Origin of the sequence: Rhodovarius lipocyclicus, assembly GCF_009900765.1 — a bacterium.
Taxonomy (GTDB): Bacteria; Pseudomonadota; Alphaproteobacteria; order Acetobacterales; family Acetobacteraceae; genus Rhodovarius; species Rhodovarius lipocyclicus.
Window position 1 is genome coordinate 25,494 of the sequence record NZ_JAAABL010000032.1, and the last position, 20,807, is coordinate 46,300.

Below are 20,807 nucleotides of genomic sequence, written 5' to 3' on the forward strand. Positions count from 1 at the left end.
GGCTCCGCCCTCTGGACACCCGCAAAGGGTCGTAGCGACCCTTTGAACCCATGGATTGGCGCCTTACCTTCGCAGGTAGGGCGCCACTTTCATTATAAATATCAATAAGAAATACCTTGGCAAGACCAGCGCCAAACTGATGGGGTCCAGGGGCCTTTCGGCTCCTGGCGGGGGAGCGTGAGGGGGCAGCGCCCCCTCACGGCCTTACTCCGCCCGGATATTCCCCGCCCTCACCACCTGCCGCCACCGCTCGATCTCCGCCACCTGGAAGCTCGCGAATTCCTCGGGCGTATTCGCCACCACATCGAAGCCCAGCTCCGTCAGGCGCGGCGCCACGGCGGGGCTGCGCAGGGCGGCCACCGCGGCCTCATGCACGCGGGCCAGCAGGGCGGGCGCCATGCCGGGCGGGCCGCCGAAGCCTTGCCAGGAATACACCACGAAATCCCGCAGCCCGGCTTCCAGCGCGGTCGGGGTGTCCGGCAGGTTGGCCGCGCGGCGGTCGCCGGTGATCAGGATGGCGCGCAGGCGCCCGTCCAGGATGTGCGGGATGACGGCGCCCAGGTTCTGGAACGAGACCTGGGTGTCGCCCGCGATGATGCTGGTCATGGCCGGCCCGCCGCCGGTGTAGGGCACATGGGCCATCTCGGTGCCGGTGGCGATCTTGAACATCTCGCCGGTCAGGTGGTCGGAGGACCCCACGCCGCTGGAGGGATAGGCGGCGGTCGCGGCATTGCGCTTCAGCCAGTCCACCAGGCCGGGCAGATCCGTCACCGGCACCTTCTGCGGGTTCACCACCAGCACATTGGGGGTGCGCACGGTCTGGGTGATGCGCGTCAGCTGGTTGACGGGGTCATAGCCCAGGTTCGGGCGCAGGGCGACGTTGATGGCCCAGGTGCTGATGGGCGCGTGCATCAGCGTGTGGCCGTCGGGGGCGGAGCGGATGACCTGGCGCGCGCCGAGCTCCCCGGTGGCGCCCGGGCGGTTTTCCACCACGAAGGACCGGCCGAGCGCGATCTGCATCTGCTGCGCCATGGCGCGGGCCACGATGTCGGAGGAACTGCCGGCGGCGAAAGGCACCACGATGGTGCTGGCGGCGCTGGGCCAAGGGGATTGGGCATGCGCGGCCCAAGGGACAGCCGAGGGTGCGGCCAGGCTGGCCGCCAGCAGGGTCCTGCGTTTCATTCTTCTGGTTCCTCCGTTCTGCCCGCGCGGCCTTCATGGCCGGGCCGCGTCGGGCGTGGTTGCAGGCTACACCGGGTCCAGGGCCTCCTGGCCGGAAAGAACCGCCGCGATGTTGTCCAGCGCGCGGAAGCCCATGGCGTCGCGTGTCTCCACCGTGGCACTGGCGCAGTGCGGGGTCAGGAACACGTTGGGCAGCTCGTTGAAGCGCAGGTCGAAGGCGGGCTCGTCGCGGAACACGTCCAGCCCCGCGGCGAACAGGTGGCCGGAGCGCAGGGCGTCGATCAGCGCGTCCTCATCCACCAGGGAACCGCGGGCGGTGTTGATGAAGACCGCGCCCGGCGGCAGCAGGGCGAAGGCGTCGCGCGTCATCAGCGTGCCGGCCTCGCCGCCCGGCAGATGCAGGGAGAGGATCTGCGCGCGGGGCAGCAGCGCCTCCAGGCTCGGGACATATTCGGCACCCTGCTCCAGCTCGGGCGGGAGGCGGGAGCGGTTGTGATACAGCACCCGCATGCCGAAGCCGCGCGCGCGCGCCGCCATGGCCCGCCCGATGCGCCCCATGCCCACGATGCCCAGCGTGCGGCCCGAGACCTTGAGGCCGAGATTCTCCGCGAAGCCGATGCCCCGCCGCCAGCCATCCCGCATGATGGCGGCCGATTCACTGGCCCGGCGGCAGGCGTTCAGCAGCAGCATCATCGCCAGGTCGGCCGTGCAGTCGCTCAGCGCGTCGGGCGCGTTGGTCACGGCCACGCCGGCGGCCCGGGTCGCCGCGACATCCATGTGGTCGAAGCCGGCGGTCGGGTTGGCGATGATGCGCAGGCTGGGCGGAAAGGCGGCGGCATGGGCGGCGGTGATGCGCACGCGCGGGCCGGTCAGCACGCCCTGGATCGCGTGGCTGGCCACGGCCTCCAGCATTTCGTCGGCGTCGAGGTCCCGGCCGGCCACCAGGGCGTCGAATTCGGACAGGGCGCGGAATTCCACGGCCGGGGGCACGCGGCGGGCGATGAGGACACGGTGCTTGTTGGCCATGGGTCCTGGCAATACATCCTCCGCGCCTGGTCGTCGTACCGGGCCAGTTCTGTTATCTGATATATGAGTTCAGGCCGTCAATCGGCAAACACAGCGGGTGGCGCGCCCCCTCGGCTTGCGCTAACCCCCGCGCCATGGATCACATCCCCCAGGTGGCGGCCGAGGCGGCCCGCCGGCGCAGCTTCGCCATCATCGCCCACCCCGACGCGGGCAAGACCACGCTGACGGAAAAGCTGCTGCTGAAGGGCGGCGCCATCCAGCTGGCCGGCGCCGTGCGCGCCAAGGGCAATGCCCGCCGCACGCGGTCGGACTGGATGAAGATCGAGCAGGAGCGTGGCATCTCGGTCGCCACCTCCGTCATGACCTTCGAGCGCGACGGGGTGGTGTTCAACCTGCTCGACACGCCGGGCCACGAGGATTTCTCCGAGGACACCTATCGCACGCTGACGGCCGTGGACGCGGCCGTGATGGTGCTGGACGCCGCCAAAGGCATCGAGAGCCAGACCCGCAAGCTGTTCGAGGTGTGCCGCATGCGCGACATCCCGATCCTGACCTTCGTCAACAAGATGGACCGCGAGGCGCGCGACCCGTTCGAGCTGATCGACGAGATCGAGAGCACCCTGGCGCTCGACGCCGCCCCGGTGAACTGGCCCGTGGGCCGGGCCGCCGAATTCGCGGGCGTGTACGACATCGCGCGCAACCGCTTCCTGCCGGTGGACAAGGAAGACGGCCAGGCCATCCAGATGGAAGGCCCCGAGGACCCGAAGCTGGCCGCCCTGGTCGGCCAGGAACGCGCCACCACCCTGGCCGAGGAACTGCTGCTGGCCGAGGCGGGCCTGAAGACCTTCGACCTGGAAGCCTTCCGCCAGGGCAGCCTGACGCCGGTCTATTTCGGCTCCGCCCTGCGGGATTTCGGCGTGGCGCATCTGCTGGAGGGGCTGGCCCAGTTCGCCCCGCCCCCCGGCATGCGTGAAGCCGACACCCGCGAGGTGCAGCCCGATGAGCCCGCCCTGACCGGCTTCGTCTTCAAGATCCAGGCCAATATGGACCCCAACCACCGGGACCGCGTGGCTTTCGTGCGGCTGTGCAGCGGCAAGCTCTCCAAGGGCATGCGGCTGAAGCAGGTGCGCACCGGCAAGCAGGTGCCCGTGAACGCGCCCCTGTTCTTTTTCGCCAAAGACCGCCAGGTGGCCGAGGAAGCCTGGCCGGGCGATGTGGTGGGCATCGCCAACCACGGCATCCTGCGCATCGGCGACACGCTGACCGAGGGCGAGAACCTGAACTTCCGCGGCGTGCCCAGCTTCGCGCCCGAGATCCTGCGCAATGTCCGCCTGGATGACCCCATGCTGGCCAAGAAGCTGCGCACCGCGCTGGACCAGCTGGCCGAGGAAGGCGTGGTGCAGCTGTTCCGCCCGCTGGATGGCAGCCCCCCCGTGGTGGGCGTGGTCGGCCAGCTGCAGCTGGACGTGCTGGCCAGCCGCCTGAAGGCCGAATACAGCGTGCCGGCCGGCTTCGACGCCACCATGTGGAACGAAGTGCGCTGGATCACCGGCGACAAGGCGGAGATGGCCCGCTACGCGGAAGTGTACCGGCGCGACGCCGCCGAAGACCACGACGGCGCCCTGGTGGGGTTCTTCACCAGCGCCTGGCGGCTGGGCAAGGCCGCGGAGGATTTTCCGAAGCTGGCTTTCCATAAGGTGCGGGAACAGCACGCTGTCGGGGCGGCGGCTTGAGGGCTCCGCCCTCAGACACCCGCTCGGGGGGAAATGACTTTCCCCCCGAGAACCCCCCATTACTTTTTGGGAGTTTGGGGACAGCTCGGAACCAGCGAAGGGTTTTCCGGTAAATTTATATAATAATATCAATTATATAAGATCAGCACTGTCTCCAAACTTCTCGCAGGGGCCTGGGGAGATCTTATCTCCCCAGCGGAGGGGTCTGGGGAGGTGGCGCCTCCCCAGCGCGCCCCCCACAGCCAAAAACCGCCACCCGGGGGGACTCCCGGGTGGCGGTTCTGCCGCACCCCATCCAGCGGGGGTGCTGAGGGCCGGCCCATCCAGCGGGGCGGCCTGGCGGCCCGTCCAGCGGGGCCGCTCATTCAGTGGCGGGGCGCGCCTTCCTCGGTGCTGGCCCAGCGATGTCCGTGGACCAGGCCATCGTCGTGGTCCTGTTCCGGGCGGGTGGTCGGCGCGGGTTCGGCCTTGCGGCCGCGGTCCCGGCAGGCCCAGCCATGGTCATGGACCAGGCCGTCATCGTGTTCGCGTTCCATGTCTCGGTCCTTTCCTGCTCAATGGGTCCTGCTCAATGGGTCGCGTCGTGGAACTGCGCGGCCTCGGTGCTGTGGGCCATGGCGGTGGTGCTCGCCTGCCCGCCGCTGGCGGCCATGGCCACCGCGTCGAAATACCCCACGCCCACTTCGCGCTGGTGGCGGACGGCGGTGAAGCCCTCGGCCTCGGCGGCGAATTCGGCCTGTTGCAGCTCGCTGTAGGCACCCATGCCGCGCTCGGCGTAGCCGCGGGCCAGCTTGAACATGGACAGGTTCAGGCTGTGGAACCCGGCCAGCGTCACGAACTGGAACTTGTAGCCCATGGCGCCCAGCTCACGCTGGAACCGGCTCGCGGCCTCGACACCCATCTTCCGCTGCCAGTTGAAGCTGGGCGAGCAGTTGTAGGCGAGCATCTTGCCCGGGAACTGCTTGTGGATGGCCTCGGCGAATTCCCGCGCATCGTTCAGGTCGGGGTCGGAGGTCTCCCACCACAGCAGGTCGGCATAGGGGGCATAGGCCAGGCTGCGGGCGATCGCGTATTGCTTGCCCATGCCCGGGGTGATGCGGAAGAAGCCCTCGGCCGTGCGCTCGCCGTTGATGAAGGGGCGGTCGCGCTCGTCCACGTCGGCGGTCAGCAACTGGGCCGATTCCGCGTCGGTGCGGCAGAGCAGCACGGTGGGCACGCCCTCCACATCGGCGGCCAGGCGGGCCGCGTTCAGGGTGCGGATGTGCTGGCTGATCGGGACCAGCACCTTGCCGCCCAGGTGGCCGCACTTCTTCTCGCTGGCCAGCTGGTCCTCGAAATGCACGCCGGCGGCGCCGGCCTCGATCATGCCCTTCATCAGCTCATAGGCGTTCAGCGCGCCGCCGAAGCCGGCCTCGGCATCGGCGATGATGGGGGCCATGTAGTGGGTGTCGTCCTCGCCCTTGCCGGTCAGGCGCTCCAGGGTGGAGATCTGGTCGGCGCGGCGCAGGGCGTTGTTGATGCGGCGCACCACGGTCGGCACGCTGTCCACCGGGTACAGCGACTGGTCGGGGTACATCTGGCCGCCGGAATTCGCATCCGCCGCCACCTGCCAGCCCGACAGGTAGATGGCCTTCAGCCCCGCCTTCACCTGCTGCAGCGCCTGCATGCCGGTCAGCGCGCCCAGCGTGTTCACGAAGGGCTCCTCGGCCAGCAGGCGGCGCAGGCGCAGCGCGCCCTGCTCGGCCAGGGTGTGGCTCACCCGGAAGCTGCCGGCCAGGCGGCGGACATCCTCGGGCGAGTAGTCGCGGCGGATGCCGTCACCCCAGCCCGGGGCGCCGCCGCCGGGGCCGCGGGTGGTGCCATCGGGGGCCAGGGTCGGGTTGGTCTCGGGGCGCATCGTCATCTCCGTGTGAAAGCCTGTTTCGTGCCCGCCCAGCTGTGCCAAGGGTTTCGGCGTGGGCTTCGGCGTGAAGTGAAGATTTCACATTGCAGCCCGATGGCGAAAGAGGGATAAGCGTTGTCAAGCTGCAAGGCGGTAAAGCGCCCGTTTTCCCGCACTGCAAAATAGTAAAGAATGTAAAACAGGAACGCCGGAAACAACCATGTCAAAGCCGCTGATCGGGCGCGTCGTGCGCCGGCTGCGCACCGAACAAGGCATCGCCCAACAGGCGCTGGCCGCGCGGCTGGGCATCTCCGCCAGCTATCTGAACCTGATCGAGCACGACCAGCGCGCCGTCACCGCCGCCATCCTGATCAAGCTGACGGAGGCGCTGGGCGTCGATCTCGCCACCCTGTCGGGCCATGCCGAAAAGGCGCTGGAAACCAGCCTGCGGGAGGTCTTCGCCGACCAGGCCCTGGGCACGGAGGCAGTGCCGGATGTGGAGGTCGCCTCCCTCGCCGCGTCCTCTCCCAACGCGGCGCGCGCGGTGCTGGCGCTGTACCGCGCCTGGCGCGTCGCGCGGGAGGACAGCGCGGGCCTCGCCCTGCCCTCCGGCCGGCGGCTGGTGCTGCCGACCGAGGAGACGCGGGATTTCTTCCACGACCGCGCCAACCACTTCCCCGCCATCGAGACCTTCACCGAGGCGCTGGGCCAGGAGCTGGGCGCGCAGCCGGCCGAGATGAACCACGCGATCGCCGAACGCCTGCGCAAGCGCCACGGCGTGCGCGTGGTGGTGGGCCCGCTGGAGGGCGCGCTGCGCCGCTACGACCCGCAGAACCGCATGCTGGCGCTGTCGGAGACCCTGCCGCGCGAAAGCCGCGGCTTCCAGATGGCCTTCCAGCTGCTGCTGCTGGAGGGGCGGGAGGCGGTGGAATCCCTGGTGGCGGACGCGCATCCGGCCAGCCAGGATTCGGCCGCGCTGATGCGCATCGGCGTGCTGAACTACGCCGCCGGCGCGCTGCTGATGCCCTATCAGCCCTTCCAGCATTCCGCCCGCGCCCTGCGCCATGACCTGGAGGCGCTGGCGATGCGCTTCGGTGTCTCCTTCGAGCAGGCGGCGCATCGGCTTTCCACCCTGCAGCGAGAGGGGCATCGCGGCGTGCCCTTCTTCTTCCTGCGCGTCGACCTGGCGGGGAATGTGGACAAGCGCTTCTCGGCGGCGGGTTTTCCCTTCGCGCGCTTCGGCGGCAGCTGCCCGAAATGGGTGGTGCACCAGGCCTTCACCACCCCCGGCACCCTGCGCGTGCAGCACGCGGCCCTGCCGGACGGCGCGCGCTTCCTGTGCTTCGCCCGTACCGTGCAGGGCCAGGCGCGCGGGTGGGGCGAGCCCCCGCCCCTGCATGTGATCGCCATGGGCTGCGACGCCGCCCATGCCGCCGAGATCGTCTACGCCGACGGCATGGACCTGCGGCACGATCCGGTCGGCATCGGCCTGTCCTGCCGGTTGTGCGACCGGATGGATTGCCGCAGCCGGGCCTTCCCACCACTCGAACACAGGCTCAAACTCGACCCCAATGAGGACGGCGCCACACCGTGGCGCTTCGAGAAAGGCTGAGCATTCCAACATGCTGACGATTCTGGGCCGCGCGAACAGCGTGAACGTGATGAAGGTGCTGTGGTGCCTGGATGAGCTGGGCTGGCCCTATGAGCGCCACGACGCCGGCATGCAGTACGGGGTGGTGAACACCCCCGAATACCGCGCGAAAAACCCCAATGGCCGCGTGCCCACCCTGGTGGATGGGGATTTCGTGCTGTGGGAGAGCAATTCCATCCTGCGCTACCTGTGCCTGAAGGCGGGCGGCGATGCGGGGGGCCTGTATCCCGCCGCCCCCGCCGCGCGCGCCAGCGTGGACCGCTGGCTGGACTGGCAGCTGTCCATCGTCAGCCCCGCCGAGCGCAACCTGTTCTGGGGCATGGTGCGCACGCCGGAAGACAAGCGCGACTACACCCTGATCGACACGGCGGTGAGGGACATGGCCACGAACTGGGCCATCATCGAGGACCGGCTGGGCGACGGCCGCGCCTTCCTGGAAGGCGAGCACCTGACCATCGCGGATATCGTGCTGGGCTGCTACGCGCGGCGCTGGTTCGGGGCGGAAGTGCAACGGCCCGGCATGCCGGAACTGCCGGCGATGCGGGCGTGGTACGGGCGGCTGGAAGCACGGCCAGGGTTCCGGACCTTCGTGGCACCGAAACTGTTCTGACAGGGCGCATTGGGGAAGGCGCCGCCTTCCCCAAACCCCATCCGCTGGGGAGATAAGATCTCCCCAGGCCCCTGCGAGAAGTTTGGGACCGGCACCAATCCTATATAATTGATATTATTATATAAATTTACCAGAAGAACCTTCGCAGGTTCCGCGCCGTCCGAAAACTGATGGAAAGTAATGGGGGGTTCTCGGGGGGAAAGTCATTTCCCCCCGAGCGGGAGCCCGAGGGCGGCGCCCTCGGCCTACCCCCTCCGCTGCCCGCTCACCTCATGCCCGATATCCTTGGGCAGCCTTGCGTAGAACGGCGTGGCCAGTGCCACCACCAGTGCCGCCACCACGAAGCCCGCCGAGAAATCCTGCACGGCCAGTTCGTGCCGCCCGTGCAGGTGGGCGCTGAATTCCAGCGTGGCGGTGGCCAGCACGGTGCCCAGGGCGGGTGCCATCTGCTGGGCCATGCCCATAAACCCCGTGGCGGCCGACAGGCGGCTCTGCGGCAGTTCCGCGAAGGACAGCGTGTTCAGCGAGGTGAATTGCAGGCTGCGCGCCAGGCCGGACAGGGCCAGCCAGATGAACATGCCCCAGATCGGCCAGTTCGGCGTGAACAGCGCGGAGCCGCCCAGCGTGACCGCGGCCGCCAGCCCGCCCCACATCACCGTGCCGCGGAACCCGGCCCAGCGCAGGATGGGGCGGGCCAGGGGCTTCATGAACAGCGCGCCCAGGGCGGTGGCGAAGCTGACGAAGCCGGCCTCGGAGGCCGCCCAGCCGAAGCCCACCTGCAGCAGCACCGGCACCAGGAAGGGGCTGGCCCCCGCGCCGATGCGGAACAGGGAGCCCGCGAACATCGCGGCATGGAAGCTAGGCACCCGCAGCAGGGAGAGGTCGAGCGCGGGGCGCTCCGCCCGCCGGCAATGGCGCCAGGCGATGACGCCGAGCGCGATGCCCAGCAGCAGCCCGGCCTCGGGCCAGCCGGGGGGCATCACGCCGCGGCCGATGGTCTCCAGGCTGAACATGAACAGCGTCAGCGCGCCGCCCACCAGCAGCAGGCCGCGCGTGTCCGGCGGGCCCGGGTGCTCGGTGACCATGCTGGGGATTTTCCAGGCGACCAGGATCAGGCCCAGTATGCCCACGGGCACGTTGATCCAGAACACGCTGCGCCAGCCGGCCAGGTCCGTCAGCACGCCGCCCAGCATGGGGCCGCTGATGGGGCCCAGCATGCCGGGCATGGTCAACCAGGCCATGGCGGTCAGCATCTGGTCCTTGCGCAGGCCCCGCAGCAGCAGCAGCCGGCCCACGGGCACCATCATGGCCCCCGCCAGCCCCTGCACGATGCGCGCGGCGACCAAGCCCGGCAGCCCGCCCGCCAGCCCGCACATCGCGGAGGAGGCGGCGAACAGCGCGATGGCGAACATGAACACGCGCTTGGGGCCGTAGCGATCGGCCACCCAGCCGGAGACAGGGATGAACACCGTCAGCGCCACCAGATAGCTGGTGATGGCGACGCCAAGGCGCGCGGGTTCCTCGCCCAGGTCGCGTGCCATGGCGGGCAGGGCCGTCGTCACCGCCGCGCTGTCCAGGTTCTGCATGAACAGGGCGCTGGCCACGATGATGGCGGTCAAACGGGGATCTTTGGACGTTGCCTCGGACATGCCCCTTATGGATACGCGGGCCCGGGGCGAGCCGGAAGCGGGCAGTTGCGCCCGCACGGCGGTGGGGGGCCGCTTTCGCATCACCAGAACATAGTATTCACAGGCATTGGAAATCGTGTTTCATGAACGGGTTTGATGAAAGGGGCGCATTGCGGTGATATGATTTGTCCCGGCATCCCGGGTTCAGATTGCGCGGAGTTGTTCCCGCCGACATGGGCGGGGCAAGTCGGCCTCTTCAGGAACGGGTGTCATCTCGCTTGTCTTTTGCAGTACATCACAATATCGTGAAAACCGGCTTCGTATTGAATGTCGGGGAATATTTGGCCGCGCCACACACTAGGGTGTTGCAGTGCGGAAAAACTCGTATCCCGCGTGTATCGCCAGCACAGTTCTGGCGGATGCGACCGGTCCGAGCGGAGGTGGCATGAGCGAAGCGCCTTTGACAGGAGAGCGTGAGCGGCACTGGAGCCTGCTTTCCCATGTGATTCCGCGCGTCAGCCACGCCTCGGCCGCGCGCATCTATGGCCATGTCCGCCTGTCGCCGAAGCTGCTGCCGCTGTCCCATACCGTGCGCCTCGGCTGGTTCCTGACCCCGGCGGGCTCCGAACTCGCCGGCCATCGATTCGCCGAGGGGCGGATCCAGCTCATGTCCACCGACGAGCCGGACCGCTTCGCCTTCACCGTCGATGCCGCCGCCATCGCGGAACAGCACGGCGCGGCGCTGGCCACGCTCTGGATCGACCTGGTGCATGAGGGCGAGTTCTGGTTCTGCGACGTGGACTGGAACGCGCTGCGCATCGACCTGGCCATGCCCCGCCCGCTGCTGGGCTCCCCGCTCGGCGCCGGGCTGCTGCAACGCACCCTGCTGGGCGCGGGCCAGCTGGAATTGCTGAACGCCATCCAGACCGCGGAACAGCGCCACAATATCGGCCAGGCGCTGCGGCGCGGGCTGCTGGCCAGCGAGGGGCTGCTGCCGGCCTCCGCCCCCCGCCGCCGCGCCTTCACCCCGCCTGAGCCCGCCTTGGATGGGCTGCGCCCGCAGGCCACGCCCGCCGGCGGCTACATGGGCTCCCGCTCCATGGGCACGGTGGCCAGCGCGCAGCCGCGCCAGCTGATGGCCGCCATCCTGGCGCATGAGCCCTGGCCCGCCTTCGAAGTGGCGGACACCGACTATTTCCAGCGCTCCCGCGTGGAGCACCACCATCTGCGCCAGCCGCTGACGGCCGCGATGCTGGATGCGCTGGCCACCCAGTCCAGCACCGTGATGGCGCGCGCCTTCTCCTCGCCGGAGGCACTGCGCCACTGGTGGCTGTTCGACATCGTGCTGCCCCACCCCCTGCCGGCCGAGGCCCTGCCGCACGACCACCGCCGCCACTGGCAGCGGCTGGTGGTGGCCGATGCCATCGCGCCCGCCAACCGCTATGTGATGGAGGCCTGGGAACAGCAGCAGGCCCGCCATCCGGGCCAGGGCGGCTCCCTGCAGGATGCGGCGGACCGGCTGGCCTTCCAGCTCTCGCTGCTGCTGGAAAGCTGGCGGGACCATCGCCGCCTGGCGCTGCTGGGCGATGATGCGATCGGCTTCTGGGCCCAGCGCATCGCCTTCGGCGGGCGGTTCCTGTCCCTGTTCACCCTGCTGGCCAGCATGGCCGCGGAGGCCGGGGAGCCGGTGGACGTGATGGGCGCCGAGGAAGCCCTGATGGCCCAGGCCGACAAGGTGGAGGCGCTGGTCGCCGAGCAGTGCCCGGCCATGCTGCCCCTGCTGGGCCAGGGTGCCGCGCGGCGCGGCCGCCCGCGCCAGAACCCCGTCTATCTGGTCGGCCAGCGCCACGCGCTGGGCATGGGCCAGGCCCTGCGCCTGAGCGCGGAGGCGCTGGACCGCCTGGGCGTCACCACCCGCATCTTCGACGCCGATGAGGCGCAGCCGCTGATCATCGCGCCCTCCGGCAGGCTGCTGCCCTGGCAGCCGGACCAGAACCAGGCCGCCCCCGCGCGGCAGGCCACGACCCAGGGCGTGGAAAAGCCGGTCAGCCTGTTCTTCTGCGCGGCCGACGCGATGAAGGACCTGCTGCGCAACCAAGCGTTCTCCGGCATCACGGCGCGCGGCCGGGTGGGGGCCTTCCCCTGGGCCTTCGCCGATGTGCCCGCCCCCAGGCTGCCGGCCTGAAGGAGGTGGACACGCTGTGGGCGCCCACCGAATTCGTCCGCCAGGCCTTCGCCCGCACCAGCAACCGGCCGCTGGCCACGCTGGGCGTGCCGCTGGAACTGCCCGAGGGCTTGGCCGACCCCTATGCCGAGCTGTTGCCAGACCGCGCCTCCACCTTCGTGTTCTTCTCCGCCTTCAACCCGGCGGCGGGGCTGCGGCGGAAGAACCCCTCGGCGGTCATCTCCGGCTTCATCCAGGCCTTCCCCAACGGGACGGAGCCGGTGGCGCTGGTGCTGCGCCTGCCCGATGGCGGGGTGGACGAACAGGCCGCCCCCTATGGCGAGTGGTCGCTGATCCAGCAGGCCGCGGCGCGGGACCCGCGCATCATCCTGCTGGAGGAACGCGGCACGGATGAGCGCGCCCTGTCCTTCGTGCGGCATGCCGATGCCGTGGTCTCGGCCCACCGGTCGGAAGCCTTCGGCCTGCTCTGCGCCCAGGCGCAGTATTACGGCCGGCCGCTGATCGCCACCGGCTATTCCGGCAACATGGACTACTGCAACCAGGACAACAGCTGGCTGCTGGATTTCAAGCTGCGGGACGTGCAGCCGGGCGAGCTGGCCTTCGACATCCGCACCCAATGGGCGGATGTGAAGATCGACCACGTGGCGGTGCAGATGCTGGCCGTGCTGCACCAGCGGGAACATGCGCGGGAAAAGGCCCAGCGCGGCCAGGACCTGGTGCGGGACCTGTATGCCCCCGCGCGCTTCGACCAGATCCTGAAGCAGCAGCTGAGCCTGGCCTGAGCCATGGCGCGCCCCCGTCCCCCGGGGGCGCCGCGCACGAAAATATCGTCGGTTAACCGGCTGGAAACCCATTCCGTGCTTTGGCACGATTCTTGAATGTTTCAGAGTGTAGGGGCGGTTGACCCCGGGCCGCGCCACCCCTCATAGGAAGCCCGTGGACCAGTCCGTACCCTCCTCCTCCCACCTCGCCGTCGGCCGGCAGGTGCTCATCACCGAAGCCCAGGCGCTGCAGGCGCTCGCCGAAGCCCTGGGTCCGGAATTCGACCAAGCCGTGGAGACACTGGCCGCCTGCACCGGGCGTGTCGTGGTTTCTGGCATGGGCAAGTCCGGCCATGTCGGGCGCAAGATCGCGGCCACCATGGCCAGCACCGGCACGCCGGCCATCTTCGTCCATCCCGGCGAGGCGAGCCACGGCGACCTGGGCATGATCCTGCAGGGCGATGTGGTGCTGGCCCTGTCCAACAGCGGCGAGACGGCCGAACTGTCGGATCTGGTGGTCTATACCCGCCGCTTCGGCCTGCCGCTGGTGGGCATCACCGGCCGGGCCGGTTCCTCCCTGACGCGCGACGCCGACATCGCCCTGGTGCTGCCCCCGGTGCCGGAGGCCTGCCCGATGGGGCTGGCGCCGACCACCAGCACCACCATGCAGCTGGCGCTGGGCGATGCGCTGGCGGTGGCGTTGCTGACCCGGCGCGGCTTCACCGCCGCCGATTTCCGCGTCTTCCACCCCGGCGGCAAGCTGGGCGCGCAGCTGATGCGCGTGGAACAGCTGATGCACCGCGACATGCCGCTGGCCGAACCCGGCATGGGCATGGACGCGGCGCTGGTGGCCATGACCTCCGGCCGGTTCGGCTGCCTGGGTATCCTTGAGGACGGGCGCCTGGCGGGCATCATCACCGACGGCGACCTGCGCCGCGCGATGAAGCAGGGGGGCGACCTGCTCTCGCGCTCCGCCGGGGATGTCATGACGCGCAACCCGCTGGCGATCGCACCCAGCATGCTGGCGGCCGAGGCCCTGCGCATCATGAACGAGCGCAGCATCACCACCCTGTTCGTGGTGGATGCCGCGCGGGTGCCCCAGGGCATCCTGCACATCCACGACCTGCTGCGGACAGGTGTGGCGTGAGCGGTTCCCGGCGCGAACCCGGCCTGACACCCGGCGTCACGCCGCTGGCCACGCGGCGCGGGGCGATGCTCACCCCCTCCCGCGCGCGGGTGGCGCCCAGCGCGCGCTCCATGGCGCGCCGGCGCGGCTTCGTGCAGGCGGTGAAATACCTGCTGCCGGGGGCGGCGCTGATCCTGATCGCGCTGATCCTGTTCTGGCAGGATATCGAGGGCAAGGACGGCCGCCTCTCCTTCCGGCGGGGCACGGGCATGGAACCCGCCGCCCTGCAGGTGACCAACCCGCTCTATCAGGGCCGGGACGAGCTGAACCGCCCCTATACCGTCACCGCCAACCTGGCCCGCCAGGCGGAGGGGCATCTGGAACCGGGGCAGGAAGTGATCAACCTGACGGCGCCGCGCGCCGATATCACGCTGAATGATGGCGCCTGGATCCTGCTGGAATCGCGCGATGGCGTGTATGACAGGGGCCGCAATCTGCTGGATCTGGCTGGGGACGTGACGGTGTATCACGACAATGGCACGCGCTTTCAGAGCGACACGGCCCATGTGGACCTGACCGCGGGCACCGCCCAGGGGGACAGGCCCACCCAGGCCCAGGGGCCCTTCGGCACCATCGTCTCCGAAGGCTTCGAGATTCAGGAACGCGGCGCCGTGGTGGTGTTCACCGGCCGTGCCCACGCCGTGCTGGAAGGAACCCAGCGATGAGCCGCCTTCGCCTCGCTTTCGCCCCTCGCCTCGCTGTGGCGCTGTCGCTGCTGGCCACGCCGGCGCTGGCGCAGAACATCGACCTCTCCCAGGGCGGGCCGGTGGATGTCACCGCGCGCGACGGCATCGAATGGCGGCAGGAACAGCGCGTGGTGGTGGCGCGCGGCAATGCCCGCGCCATCCGCGATGGCGTGACGGTGGATGCCGCCCGGCTGCTGGCGCGCTATCGCCCCCAGGCGGGTGCGGCGGCCCCCGCCCCCGCGACCCCGGGCAGCCCCGCCGACAGCCCGCTGTCCGGCGGCAACGAGATCTGGCGGCTGGAGGCGGAAGGCGATGTCCGCATCTTCACCGCGACCGACGTCGCCACCGGCGACCGCGCCGTCTATGACATCGACCAGGCGGTGCTGGTGCTGACGGGCCGCGAATTGACGCTGACCACGCCGCAGCAGCGCATCACCTCCCGCGACAGCCTGGAATACTGGTCCCAGCGGCGGCTGGCGGTGGCGCGCGGCAATGCCGTGGTCATCACCCAGGATGGCCGGCATATCGGCGCCGACACGCTGGTCGCCTATCTGGAGCCGGACGGCGCGCCCCGCCCCGCCCCGGCCGCCGCCCGCCCGGGCCAGCCCGCCGCGCCCGGTGCCGCAGCCCCGCCCCCGGGTGCCGGCCGCATCGACCGGGTGGAACTGTTCGGCAATGTGGAAATCCGCACGGAAACCGAGGTCGTGCGCGGCGACCGCGGCGTCTATCAGGCCTCGACCGGGCTCGCGCGGCTGCTGGGCAATGTGCGCATCACCCGTGGCGACAACCAGGTGAATGGCGAGGAAGCCATCACCAACCTCAACACCGGCGTCTCGCGCCTCGTCAGCCAGGGCGGGCAGCGCGTGCGCGGCACCATCCAGCCGCAGCAGGGCGGGGCCAACCCGCTGGCACCCGCGACGCCCAGCCCCACGCCGGGCGCCAACGCCCCCAGGAGCACCCCATGAACGCGCTGTCCGCCATTCCGGGCGAGGGCGGCCTCGTCGCCACCGGCCTCGGCAAGCGCTATCGCAAGCGCCCCGTCGTGCGCGGCGTGTCGCTGAACCTGAAGCGGGGGGAGGCGGTGGGCCTGCTCGGCCCCAACGGCGCCGGCAAGACCACCACCTTCTACATGATCACCGGCCTGGTGCAGCCCGATGAGGGCATGGTGACCATGGACGGGCATGACGTGACACGCCTGCCCATGTACCGCCGCGCGCGCCTCGGCCTGGGCTACCTGCCGCAGGAAGCCAGCATCTTCCGGGGCCTGTCGGTGGAGGACAACATCCGCGCCGCGCTGGAGGTGGTGGAGCCCGAGCGCGACCGGCGGGAGCAGATGCTGGACAACCTGCTGGCGGAATTCGGCATCGGCCACCTGCGCCGCGCCCCCGCCCTCGCCCTGTCGGGCGGCGAGCGCCGCCGCTGCGAGATCGCCCGGGCGCTTGCCACCCACCCCGCCTATATCCTGCTGGACGAACCGCTGGCGGGCATCGACCCCATCGCGGTGGCCGAGATCCGCGACCTGGTGAAGCACCTGAAGAACCGCGGCATCGGCGTGCTGATCACCGACCACAATGTGCGTGAGACGCTGGAGATCATCGACCGCGCCTATATCATGCATGACGGCAAGCTGCTGATGGAAGGCACGCCGCAGGACATCGTGGCCGATGAGGGCGTGCGCCGGGTTTACCTGGGCGAAAGGTTCAGCCTGTGATGGTGGCGCCACCCGCCAACATCAGCCCGTAACACCGCCCCATGTCGCTCGGCCCTCGCCTCGATCTGCGCCAGAGCCAGTCCCTGGTGATGACGCCGCAGCTGCGGCAGGCGATCAAGCTGCTCCAATCCTCGAACCTGGAGGTCCAGGCCTTCGTCGAGGAGGAACTCGAACGCAACCCGCTGCTGGAACGCGACGATGCGCGGGACAGCGTGGCGGTGGCCCCCGAGCCCCCGCCGCCCGACGCCGCCACCGCCGTGGCCAGCGACACGCCCCTGCCCGACAGTGCCGCGCCGCTGGACGCCGACTGGTCCAACGCGGTGGATACCGGGGAGCCTTTCGCCCCCATTTCCGGCCCCATCGCGGGCAGCGGCGGGCGCAGCGATTTCTCCGATGACCTGTCCTCGATCGAGGAAACCGCCGAGGCCCACACCACCCTGCGGGAGGATCTGGCCCAGCAGATCCGGCTGGAATTCCACACCGCGCAGGAGCAGCTGATCGCCGGGCTGATGCTGGCGATGCTGGAGCCCTCCGGGCGGTTGACGGTGGATGTGCCGGCGCTGGCCGCGCGGCTGGGCTGCGACGCCGCGCGGGTGGAGGCGGTGCGTCGCCGCCTGCAGCGGCTGGAACCCTGCGGCATGTTCGCGGCCAACCTGTCCGAATGCCTGGCCGCCCAGCTGGCCGAGAAGAACCGGCTGGACCCGGCCATGCAGACCCTGCTGGACCATCTGGAGCTGGTGGCCCGGCGCGACCTGCGCACGCTGATGGAGATCTGCGGCGTGGACGCGGCCGACCTAGCCGACATGATCGCCGAGATCCGCCGGCTGGACCCCAAGCCCGGCGCCGGGCGCGACGCCCCGCCCCCCGCCCCGGTCGTCCCCGACGTGCTGATGCGCGCCACCCCCGATGGCGGCTGGGCGCTGGAACTGAACGCCGAGACCATGCCCCGCGTGCTGGTCAGCCAGGGCTTCGCCGCCCGCGCCATGCTCGCCTGCAACGACCGGGAGCAGCGGGCCTTCGTCACGGAAAAGCTCGCCACCGCGAACTGGCTGGTGAAAAGCCTGGAACAGCGCGCCGGCACCATCCTGAAGGTGGCGGCCAGCATCGTGCAGCGGCAGGACGCCTTCTTCCGCCACGGGGTGGAATTCCTGAAGCCGCTGATCCTACGGGACGTGGCGACGGAGGTGGAGATGCATGAGAGCACCGTCTCCCGCGTTACCTCCAACAAATACATCGCCACCCCGCGCGGGGTGCTGGAGCTGAAGTTCTTCTTCACCACCGCCATCGCCGGCACCGCGGGCAGCGAGGCCGTGAGTGCGGCCGCCGTGCGCCACCGCATCAGGCAGCTGATCGACGGCGAACCCCCGGCGGCCATCCTGTCGGACGACGCGCTCGTGTTGCGGTTACGTGAAGAAGGTGTGGACATCGCCCGCCGGACCGTGGCCAAATACCGGGAAGCGATGCGCATACCAAGCTCGGTACAGCGCAGACGTGAGAAAGACGGGAAGGCCTTGACGGCCTGAGATGACCTCTCCGGCCGACGCGGCCTGACCGCGAAGGCAGGAGGATGTGAGCTTCATGCAGATCACCGTCGCCGGAAAACAGGTGGATACGGGCGATGCCATCCGCTTCCATGTGGAGCGTGGCTTGGGCACGATCGCTGATAAATATTTCGACCAGGCGCTCGAGGCACGGGTCGTGTTCAGCAAGGATCGCGGCTTTTTCGCCTGTGACATCAACCTTCATGCCGGCCGCAACGTGACCATGCAGGGCCATGGCACCGGCACCGATGCCCATCGCGCGTTCGACGAGGCGTGCGACCATGTGGGCAAGCGGCTGCGGCGCTATCGCCGCCGTGTGAACGAACATGCCCGCAGCCGCGCGAACCAGCACATGGTGCGCAGCAGCATCCCCATCCTCTCCGCGCCGATGACGCGCGAGATCGAGGAGGATGACGAGATGGAGATCCCCAACGACATGATGGGGCCCGCCGTGGTGGCCGAGGCCGCTGCCCTGCAACGCCTGACCGTGAGCCAGGCCGCGCTGCAGCTGGATGGCCATGGGGCGCCGCTGTTGATGTTCCGCAACCATGCCTCGGGCGAGGTGAATGTGGTCTACCGCCGCCCGGACGGGCATGTGGGCTGGCTCGATCCCGGAATGTGATAGCCGGGGGGAAAGGGGGCTTCGGCCCCCTTTTTCATGTCGTGACGCGGCGTTCCACCCGGCGCAGCACCGCGCACAGCCGGGAAAACGCCAACCAGAACCCGCCATGCCCGGGCGCGTCGTCGGGCTTGCCGTTCACGAGCGGCTCTCCCCGGCGCAACAAGCCCAACCGCGATTCCAGCCGCCCGCGCATGTTCTCCTGAAACGCATCGCTGGCGGACAGGTATTGTTCCAGCAGGTCGGCCGCCAGTTCGATCTCCTGCCGGGCCTGGCCATTGAGGGAATAGCGCTTCCAGCCGCGGGCCTCCGCCAGCAGGGCCAGATGCAGCTTGTGCAGTTCAGCCAGATGGCGGGCCAGCCGGGCGCGGGTCTCGCGCAGTTCCTGCTGCGCTGCTTCCTGCGCGGCTTCCTGGGGTGTCATGGTGTCCTCCGGCCGCGCAGCCTCCGCCCGGATGTTTAAGGTTGCATGAAGGCCTTTCGTCCGGGGCCGGACTGGCGCTAGGCTGCGGCCATGCAATTGACCATGCCCGAGGAAATCGTCCTTCTCCTGCTCGATGACCGCACCGGGCGGCCTGTCGGGCTGCCGCCGCCGGCCGCGGATTACGCGATCGCCGGCGCCGTGCTGATGGAGCTGTCGCTGCTGGGCCGGATCGACACGGACCTGGAACGGGTGGTCGTTTCCGACGCCAAGCCGACCGGCGACGCCGTGCTGGATGAGGCGCTGGAGATGATCGCCGCCGCCCCCGGTATCGAGGACAGCCGCCACTGGATCTCCGAGCTCGGCCTGAAGGGCGAGCATTTCCGCGACGCGCTGCTGGGCCGCCTGGTGGGCCACGGCGTGCTGCGCATGGAGGAAGGCAAGTTCCTGTGGGTCTTCGCCGACCGCCGCTATCCCAAGGCCGTCGGCGGCGCGCAGGAAGTGAAGGAAGTGCGCGCCCGCCTGCGCGACCTGATCCTGTCCGACGACATCCCCGAGCCGCGCGACGCGCTGCTGCTGGGCCTGTGCCGGGCCACCGGCCTGGTGCCCCTGCTGCTGACGCCGATCGAGTTGGATGAGACCGCGGCCCGGGTGGACCAGATCGCCGACCTGGAGGAGCTGAACCGCTCGCTGTCGGAGGTGATCCGCCAGGTGCAGACCTCCATGGTGGCGTTCGGCGGTTTGGCATAACGCCGCTTTCCTGATCACTTTTCGCGGGCGGGGGCCCAGGCCGGGGCCCCCTGCCCGCTTCTCAAAGCGTTACGGATAAAGGAACCTTGCGCATCAGCAGGAGGTTCCGATGCCAGCCACCCATCATATCCCCGCCAAGGCCGAAAACATCCGCTTCGGCAGTTTCGACGCCAGCTTCGGCCCCGTGCTCACGGTCGACAGCGGCGATCTGGTGGTCCTCGAATGCGTCTCCGGCGGGCCGGAGCAGATGCCCCCCGCGGGCAGCGGCTTCACCATCCCCGAGAAGATGACCGCCATCCACCAGGCCCATGCCGAGGGCCGGCTGCCACGCCTGGGGCCCCACCTGATCACCGGCCCCGTGGCCGTGAAGGGTGCGGAGCCCGGCGACACGCTGCGGGTGGATATCGAGAAGATCGAACTGGGCAATGACTGGGGCTTCTGCGGCTTCCGCCCGCTGGGCGGCACCCTGCCCGAGGATTTCCCCTATCGCCGCGTCATCCACATCCCGGTGGACCATGCCGAGCGCACCTGCACCGTGCCGATGGGCGGCGGCATCAAGCTGCCGCTGGCGCCCTTCTTCGGCGTGATGGGCGTGGCCCCGCCCAAGGATTGGGGCAACATCTCCACCAAGGAGCCGCGCGCGCATGGCGGCAATCTGGACAACAAGGAAATCGGCGAGGGCGCCACCCTGTTCCTGCCGGTGCATGTGCCGGGCGCCCTGTTCAGCGCCGGCGACGGCCACGGCCTGCAAGGCGATGGCGAGGTGTGCATCAACGCGCTGGAGATCTGCCTGACCGGCCATTTCCGCCTGACGCTGGAAAAGGGCACGGGCCAGCTCTACCCGCGCGCGGAAACCAAGACCCACTTCATCACCATGGGCATGCACGAAGACCTGGACGAAGCCATGAAGAAGGCGCTGCGGGAGATGATCAGCTTCATCACCAGCCGCACCAACCTTTCGGCGGCGGATGCGTATCAGTTCTGCTCGCTGGCGGTGGATTTCCACGTGACGCAGACCGTGAACGGGGAGAAGGGCGTGCATGGCATGCTGAAGAAGGGGCTGCTGTTCTGATCGGGGGCGTTGCCCCCTGTTCAGACTGGAGAGATATTTGACAGGTGTACGGAGACATCCCTGACGGTTTTGAGATGGGGTGTTTCGTCCCTGAGGTCGAGTGTGGCGAGAGGAAATCGCGAGAAGAACACCTGCCATACTCCATCCTGGCTGGTGGCCCTGA

19 protein-coding genes are annotated in these 20,807 nt (G+C 69.4%); 13 read left to right on the top strand and 6 right to left on the bottom strand.

The features are described 5' to 3' along the window. Positions 1-204: 204 nt before the first annotated feature. Positions 205-1,182 (bottom strand): Bug family tripartite tricarboxylate transporter substrate binding protein, encoded by a 978-nt coding sequence (locus GT007_RS16955; RefSeq protein WP_160122842.1) that lies wholly within the window; start codon positions 1,180-1,182, stop codon positions 205-207. Between the two features lie 66 nt (positions 1,183-1,248). Further along, positions 1,249-2,208, bottom strand: a complete 960-nt coding sequence (locus GT007_RS16960) for a 2-hydroxyacid dehydrogenase (protein ID WP_160122843.1) — start codon at positions 2,206-2,208, stop codon at positions 1,249-1,251. Between the two features lie 134 nt (positions 2,209-2,342). On the opposite strand from GT007_RS16960, the gene GT007_RS16965 reads away from it, so the two are divergent. Then, on the top strand, positions 2,343-3,941 hold the full coding sequence (locus tag GT007_RS16965; RefSeq protein WP_160122844.1) for a peptide chain release factor 3: 1,599 nt from the start codon (positions 2,343-2,345) through the stop codon (positions 3,939-3,941). A gap of 365 nt (positions 3,942-4,306) precedes the next feature. Here the strand turns inward: GT007_RS16965 and GT007_RS16970 are convergent, their stop codons facing one another. Together GT007_RS16970 and aceA are read right to left on the bottom strand one after the other, a co-directional pair. Then, positions 4,307-4,477 (bottom strand): hypothetical protein, encoded by a 171-nt coding sequence (locus tag GT007_RS16970; protein ID WP_160122845.1) that lies wholly within the window; start codon positions 4,475-4,477, stop codon positions 4,307-4,309. A 32-nt stretch (positions 4,478-4,509) separates the two neighbouring features. After that, positions 4,510-5,844: an isocitrate lyase gene (gene aceA, locus GT007_RS16975; protein ID WP_236571721.1), complete on the bottom strand. Its 1,335-nt coding sequence runs from the start codon at positions 5,842-5,844 to the stop codon at positions 4,510-4,512. Positions 5,845-6,043: 199 nt separating this feature from the next. Between aceA and GT007_RS16980 the strand changes: the two genes are divergently transcribed. After that, positions 6,044-7,435, top strand: coding sequence for a helix-turn-helix domain-containing protein (locus GT007_RS16980; RefSeq protein ID WP_160122846.1), 1,392 nt, complete (start codon positions 6,044-6,046; stop codon positions 7,433-7,435). 10 nt (positions 7,436-7,445) lie between these two features. Continuing rightward, positions 7,446-8,084 carry a glutathione S-transferase family protein gene (locus GT007_RS16985; RefSeq protein ID WP_160122847.1) on the top strand — a complete coding sequence of 213 codons (639 nt, stop codon included), beginning with the start codon at positions 7,446-7,448 and terminating at the stop codon, positions 8,082-8,084. 245 nt (positions 8,085-8,329) lie between these two features. On the opposite strand, the gene GT007_RS16990 is transcribed toward GT007_RS16985, so the two are convergent. Beyond that, positions 8,330-9,703, bottom strand: a complete 1,374-nt coding sequence (locus GT007_RS16990; RefSeq protein ID WP_236571722.1) for an MFS transporter — start codon at positions 9,701-9,703, stop codon at positions 8,330-8,332. 454 nt (positions 9,704-10,157) lie between these two features. On the opposite strand from GT007_RS16990, the gene GT007_RS16995 reads away from it, so the two are divergent. The 8 genes from GT007_RS16995 (at position 10,158) to hpf (ending at position 18,404) form a co-directional block, all read left to right on the top strand. Further along, positions 10,158-11,897, top strand: a complete 1,740-nt coding sequence (locus GT007_RS16995) for a hypothetical protein (RefSeq protein ID WP_160122849.1) — start codon at positions 10,158-10,160, stop codon at positions 11,895-11,897. 5 nt (positions 11,898-11,902) lie between these two features. Continuing rightward, positions 11,903-12,679, top strand: coding sequence for a glycosyltransferase family protein (locus tag GT007_RS17000; protein ID WP_160122850.1), 777 nt, complete (start codon positions 11,903-11,905; stop codon positions 12,677-12,679). 154 nt (positions 12,680-12,833) lie between these two features. After that, a complete protein-coding gene (locus GT007_RS17005; RefSeq protein WP_160122851.1) occupies positions 12,834-13,805 on the top strand; it encodes a KpsF/GutQ family sugar-phosphate isomerase in 972 nt (323 codons plus the stop codon). Further along, on the top strand, positions 13,802-14,509 hold the full coding sequence (gene lptC / locus GT007_RS17010) for an LPS export ABC transporter periplasmic protein LptC (RefSeq protein ID WP_160122852.1): 708 nt from the start codon (positions 13,802-13,804) through the stop codon (positions 14,507-14,509). Before GT007_RS17005 ends, lptC begins: the two co-directional genes overlap by 4 nt. After that, positions 14,506-15,495 (top strand): LptA/OstA family protein, encoded by a 990-nt coding sequence (locus GT007_RS17015; RefSeq protein ID WP_160122853.1) that lies wholly within the window; start codon positions 14,506-14,508, stop codon positions 15,493-15,495. Before lptC ends, GT007_RS17015 begins: the two co-directional genes overlap by 4 nt. Beyond that, entirely contained in the window at positions 15,492-16,241 is a 750-nt protein-coding gene (gene lptB, locus GT007_RS17020) for an LPS export ABC transporter ATP-binding protein (protein WP_160122854.1), read from the top strand. Before GT007_RS17015 ends, lptB begins: the two co-directional genes overlap by 4 nt. 41 nt (positions 16,242-16,282) lie before the next feature. Beyond that, positions 16,283-17,764, top strand: coding sequence for an RNA polymerase factor sigma-54 (gene rpoN / locus GT007_RS17025; RefSeq protein WP_160122855.1), 1,482 nt, complete (start codon positions 16,283-16,285; stop codon positions 17,762-17,764). A 55-nt stretch (positions 17,765-17,819) separates the two neighbouring features. After that, positions 17,820-18,404 carry a ribosome hibernation-promoting factor, HPF/YfiA family gene (hpf, locus tag GT007_RS17030; RefSeq protein WP_160122856.1) on the top strand — a complete coding sequence of 195 codons (585 nt, stop codon included), beginning with the start codon at positions 17,820-17,822 and terminating at the stop codon, positions 18,402-18,404. Positions 18,405-18,438: 34 nt separating this feature from the next. Here hpf and GT007_RS17035 read toward each other — a convergent pair whose 3' ends face one another. Beyond that, a complete protein-coding gene (locus GT007_RS17035) occupies positions 18,439-18,825 on the bottom strand; it encodes a hypothetical protein (protein WP_160122857.1) in 387 nt (128 codons plus the stop codon). A 90-nt stretch (positions 18,826-18,915) separates the two neighbouring features. On the opposite strand from GT007_RS17035, the gene GT007_RS17040 reads away from it, so the two are divergent. Together GT007_RS17040 and GT007_RS17045 are read left to right on the top strand one after the other, a co-directional pair. Then, on the top strand, positions 18,916-19,572 hold the full coding sequence (locus GT007_RS17040) for a GOLPH3/VPS74 family protein (RefSeq protein WP_160122858.1): 657 nt from the start codon (positions 18,916-18,918) through the stop codon (positions 19,570-19,572). Positions 19,573-19,681: 109 nt separating this feature from the next. After that, a complete protein-coding gene (locus GT007_RS17045) occupies positions 19,682-20,644 on the top strand; it encodes an acetamidase/formamidase family protein (protein ID WP_160122859.1) in 963 nt (320 codons plus the stop codon). The last annotated feature ends 163 nt before the right edge of the window (positions 20,645-20,807 follow it).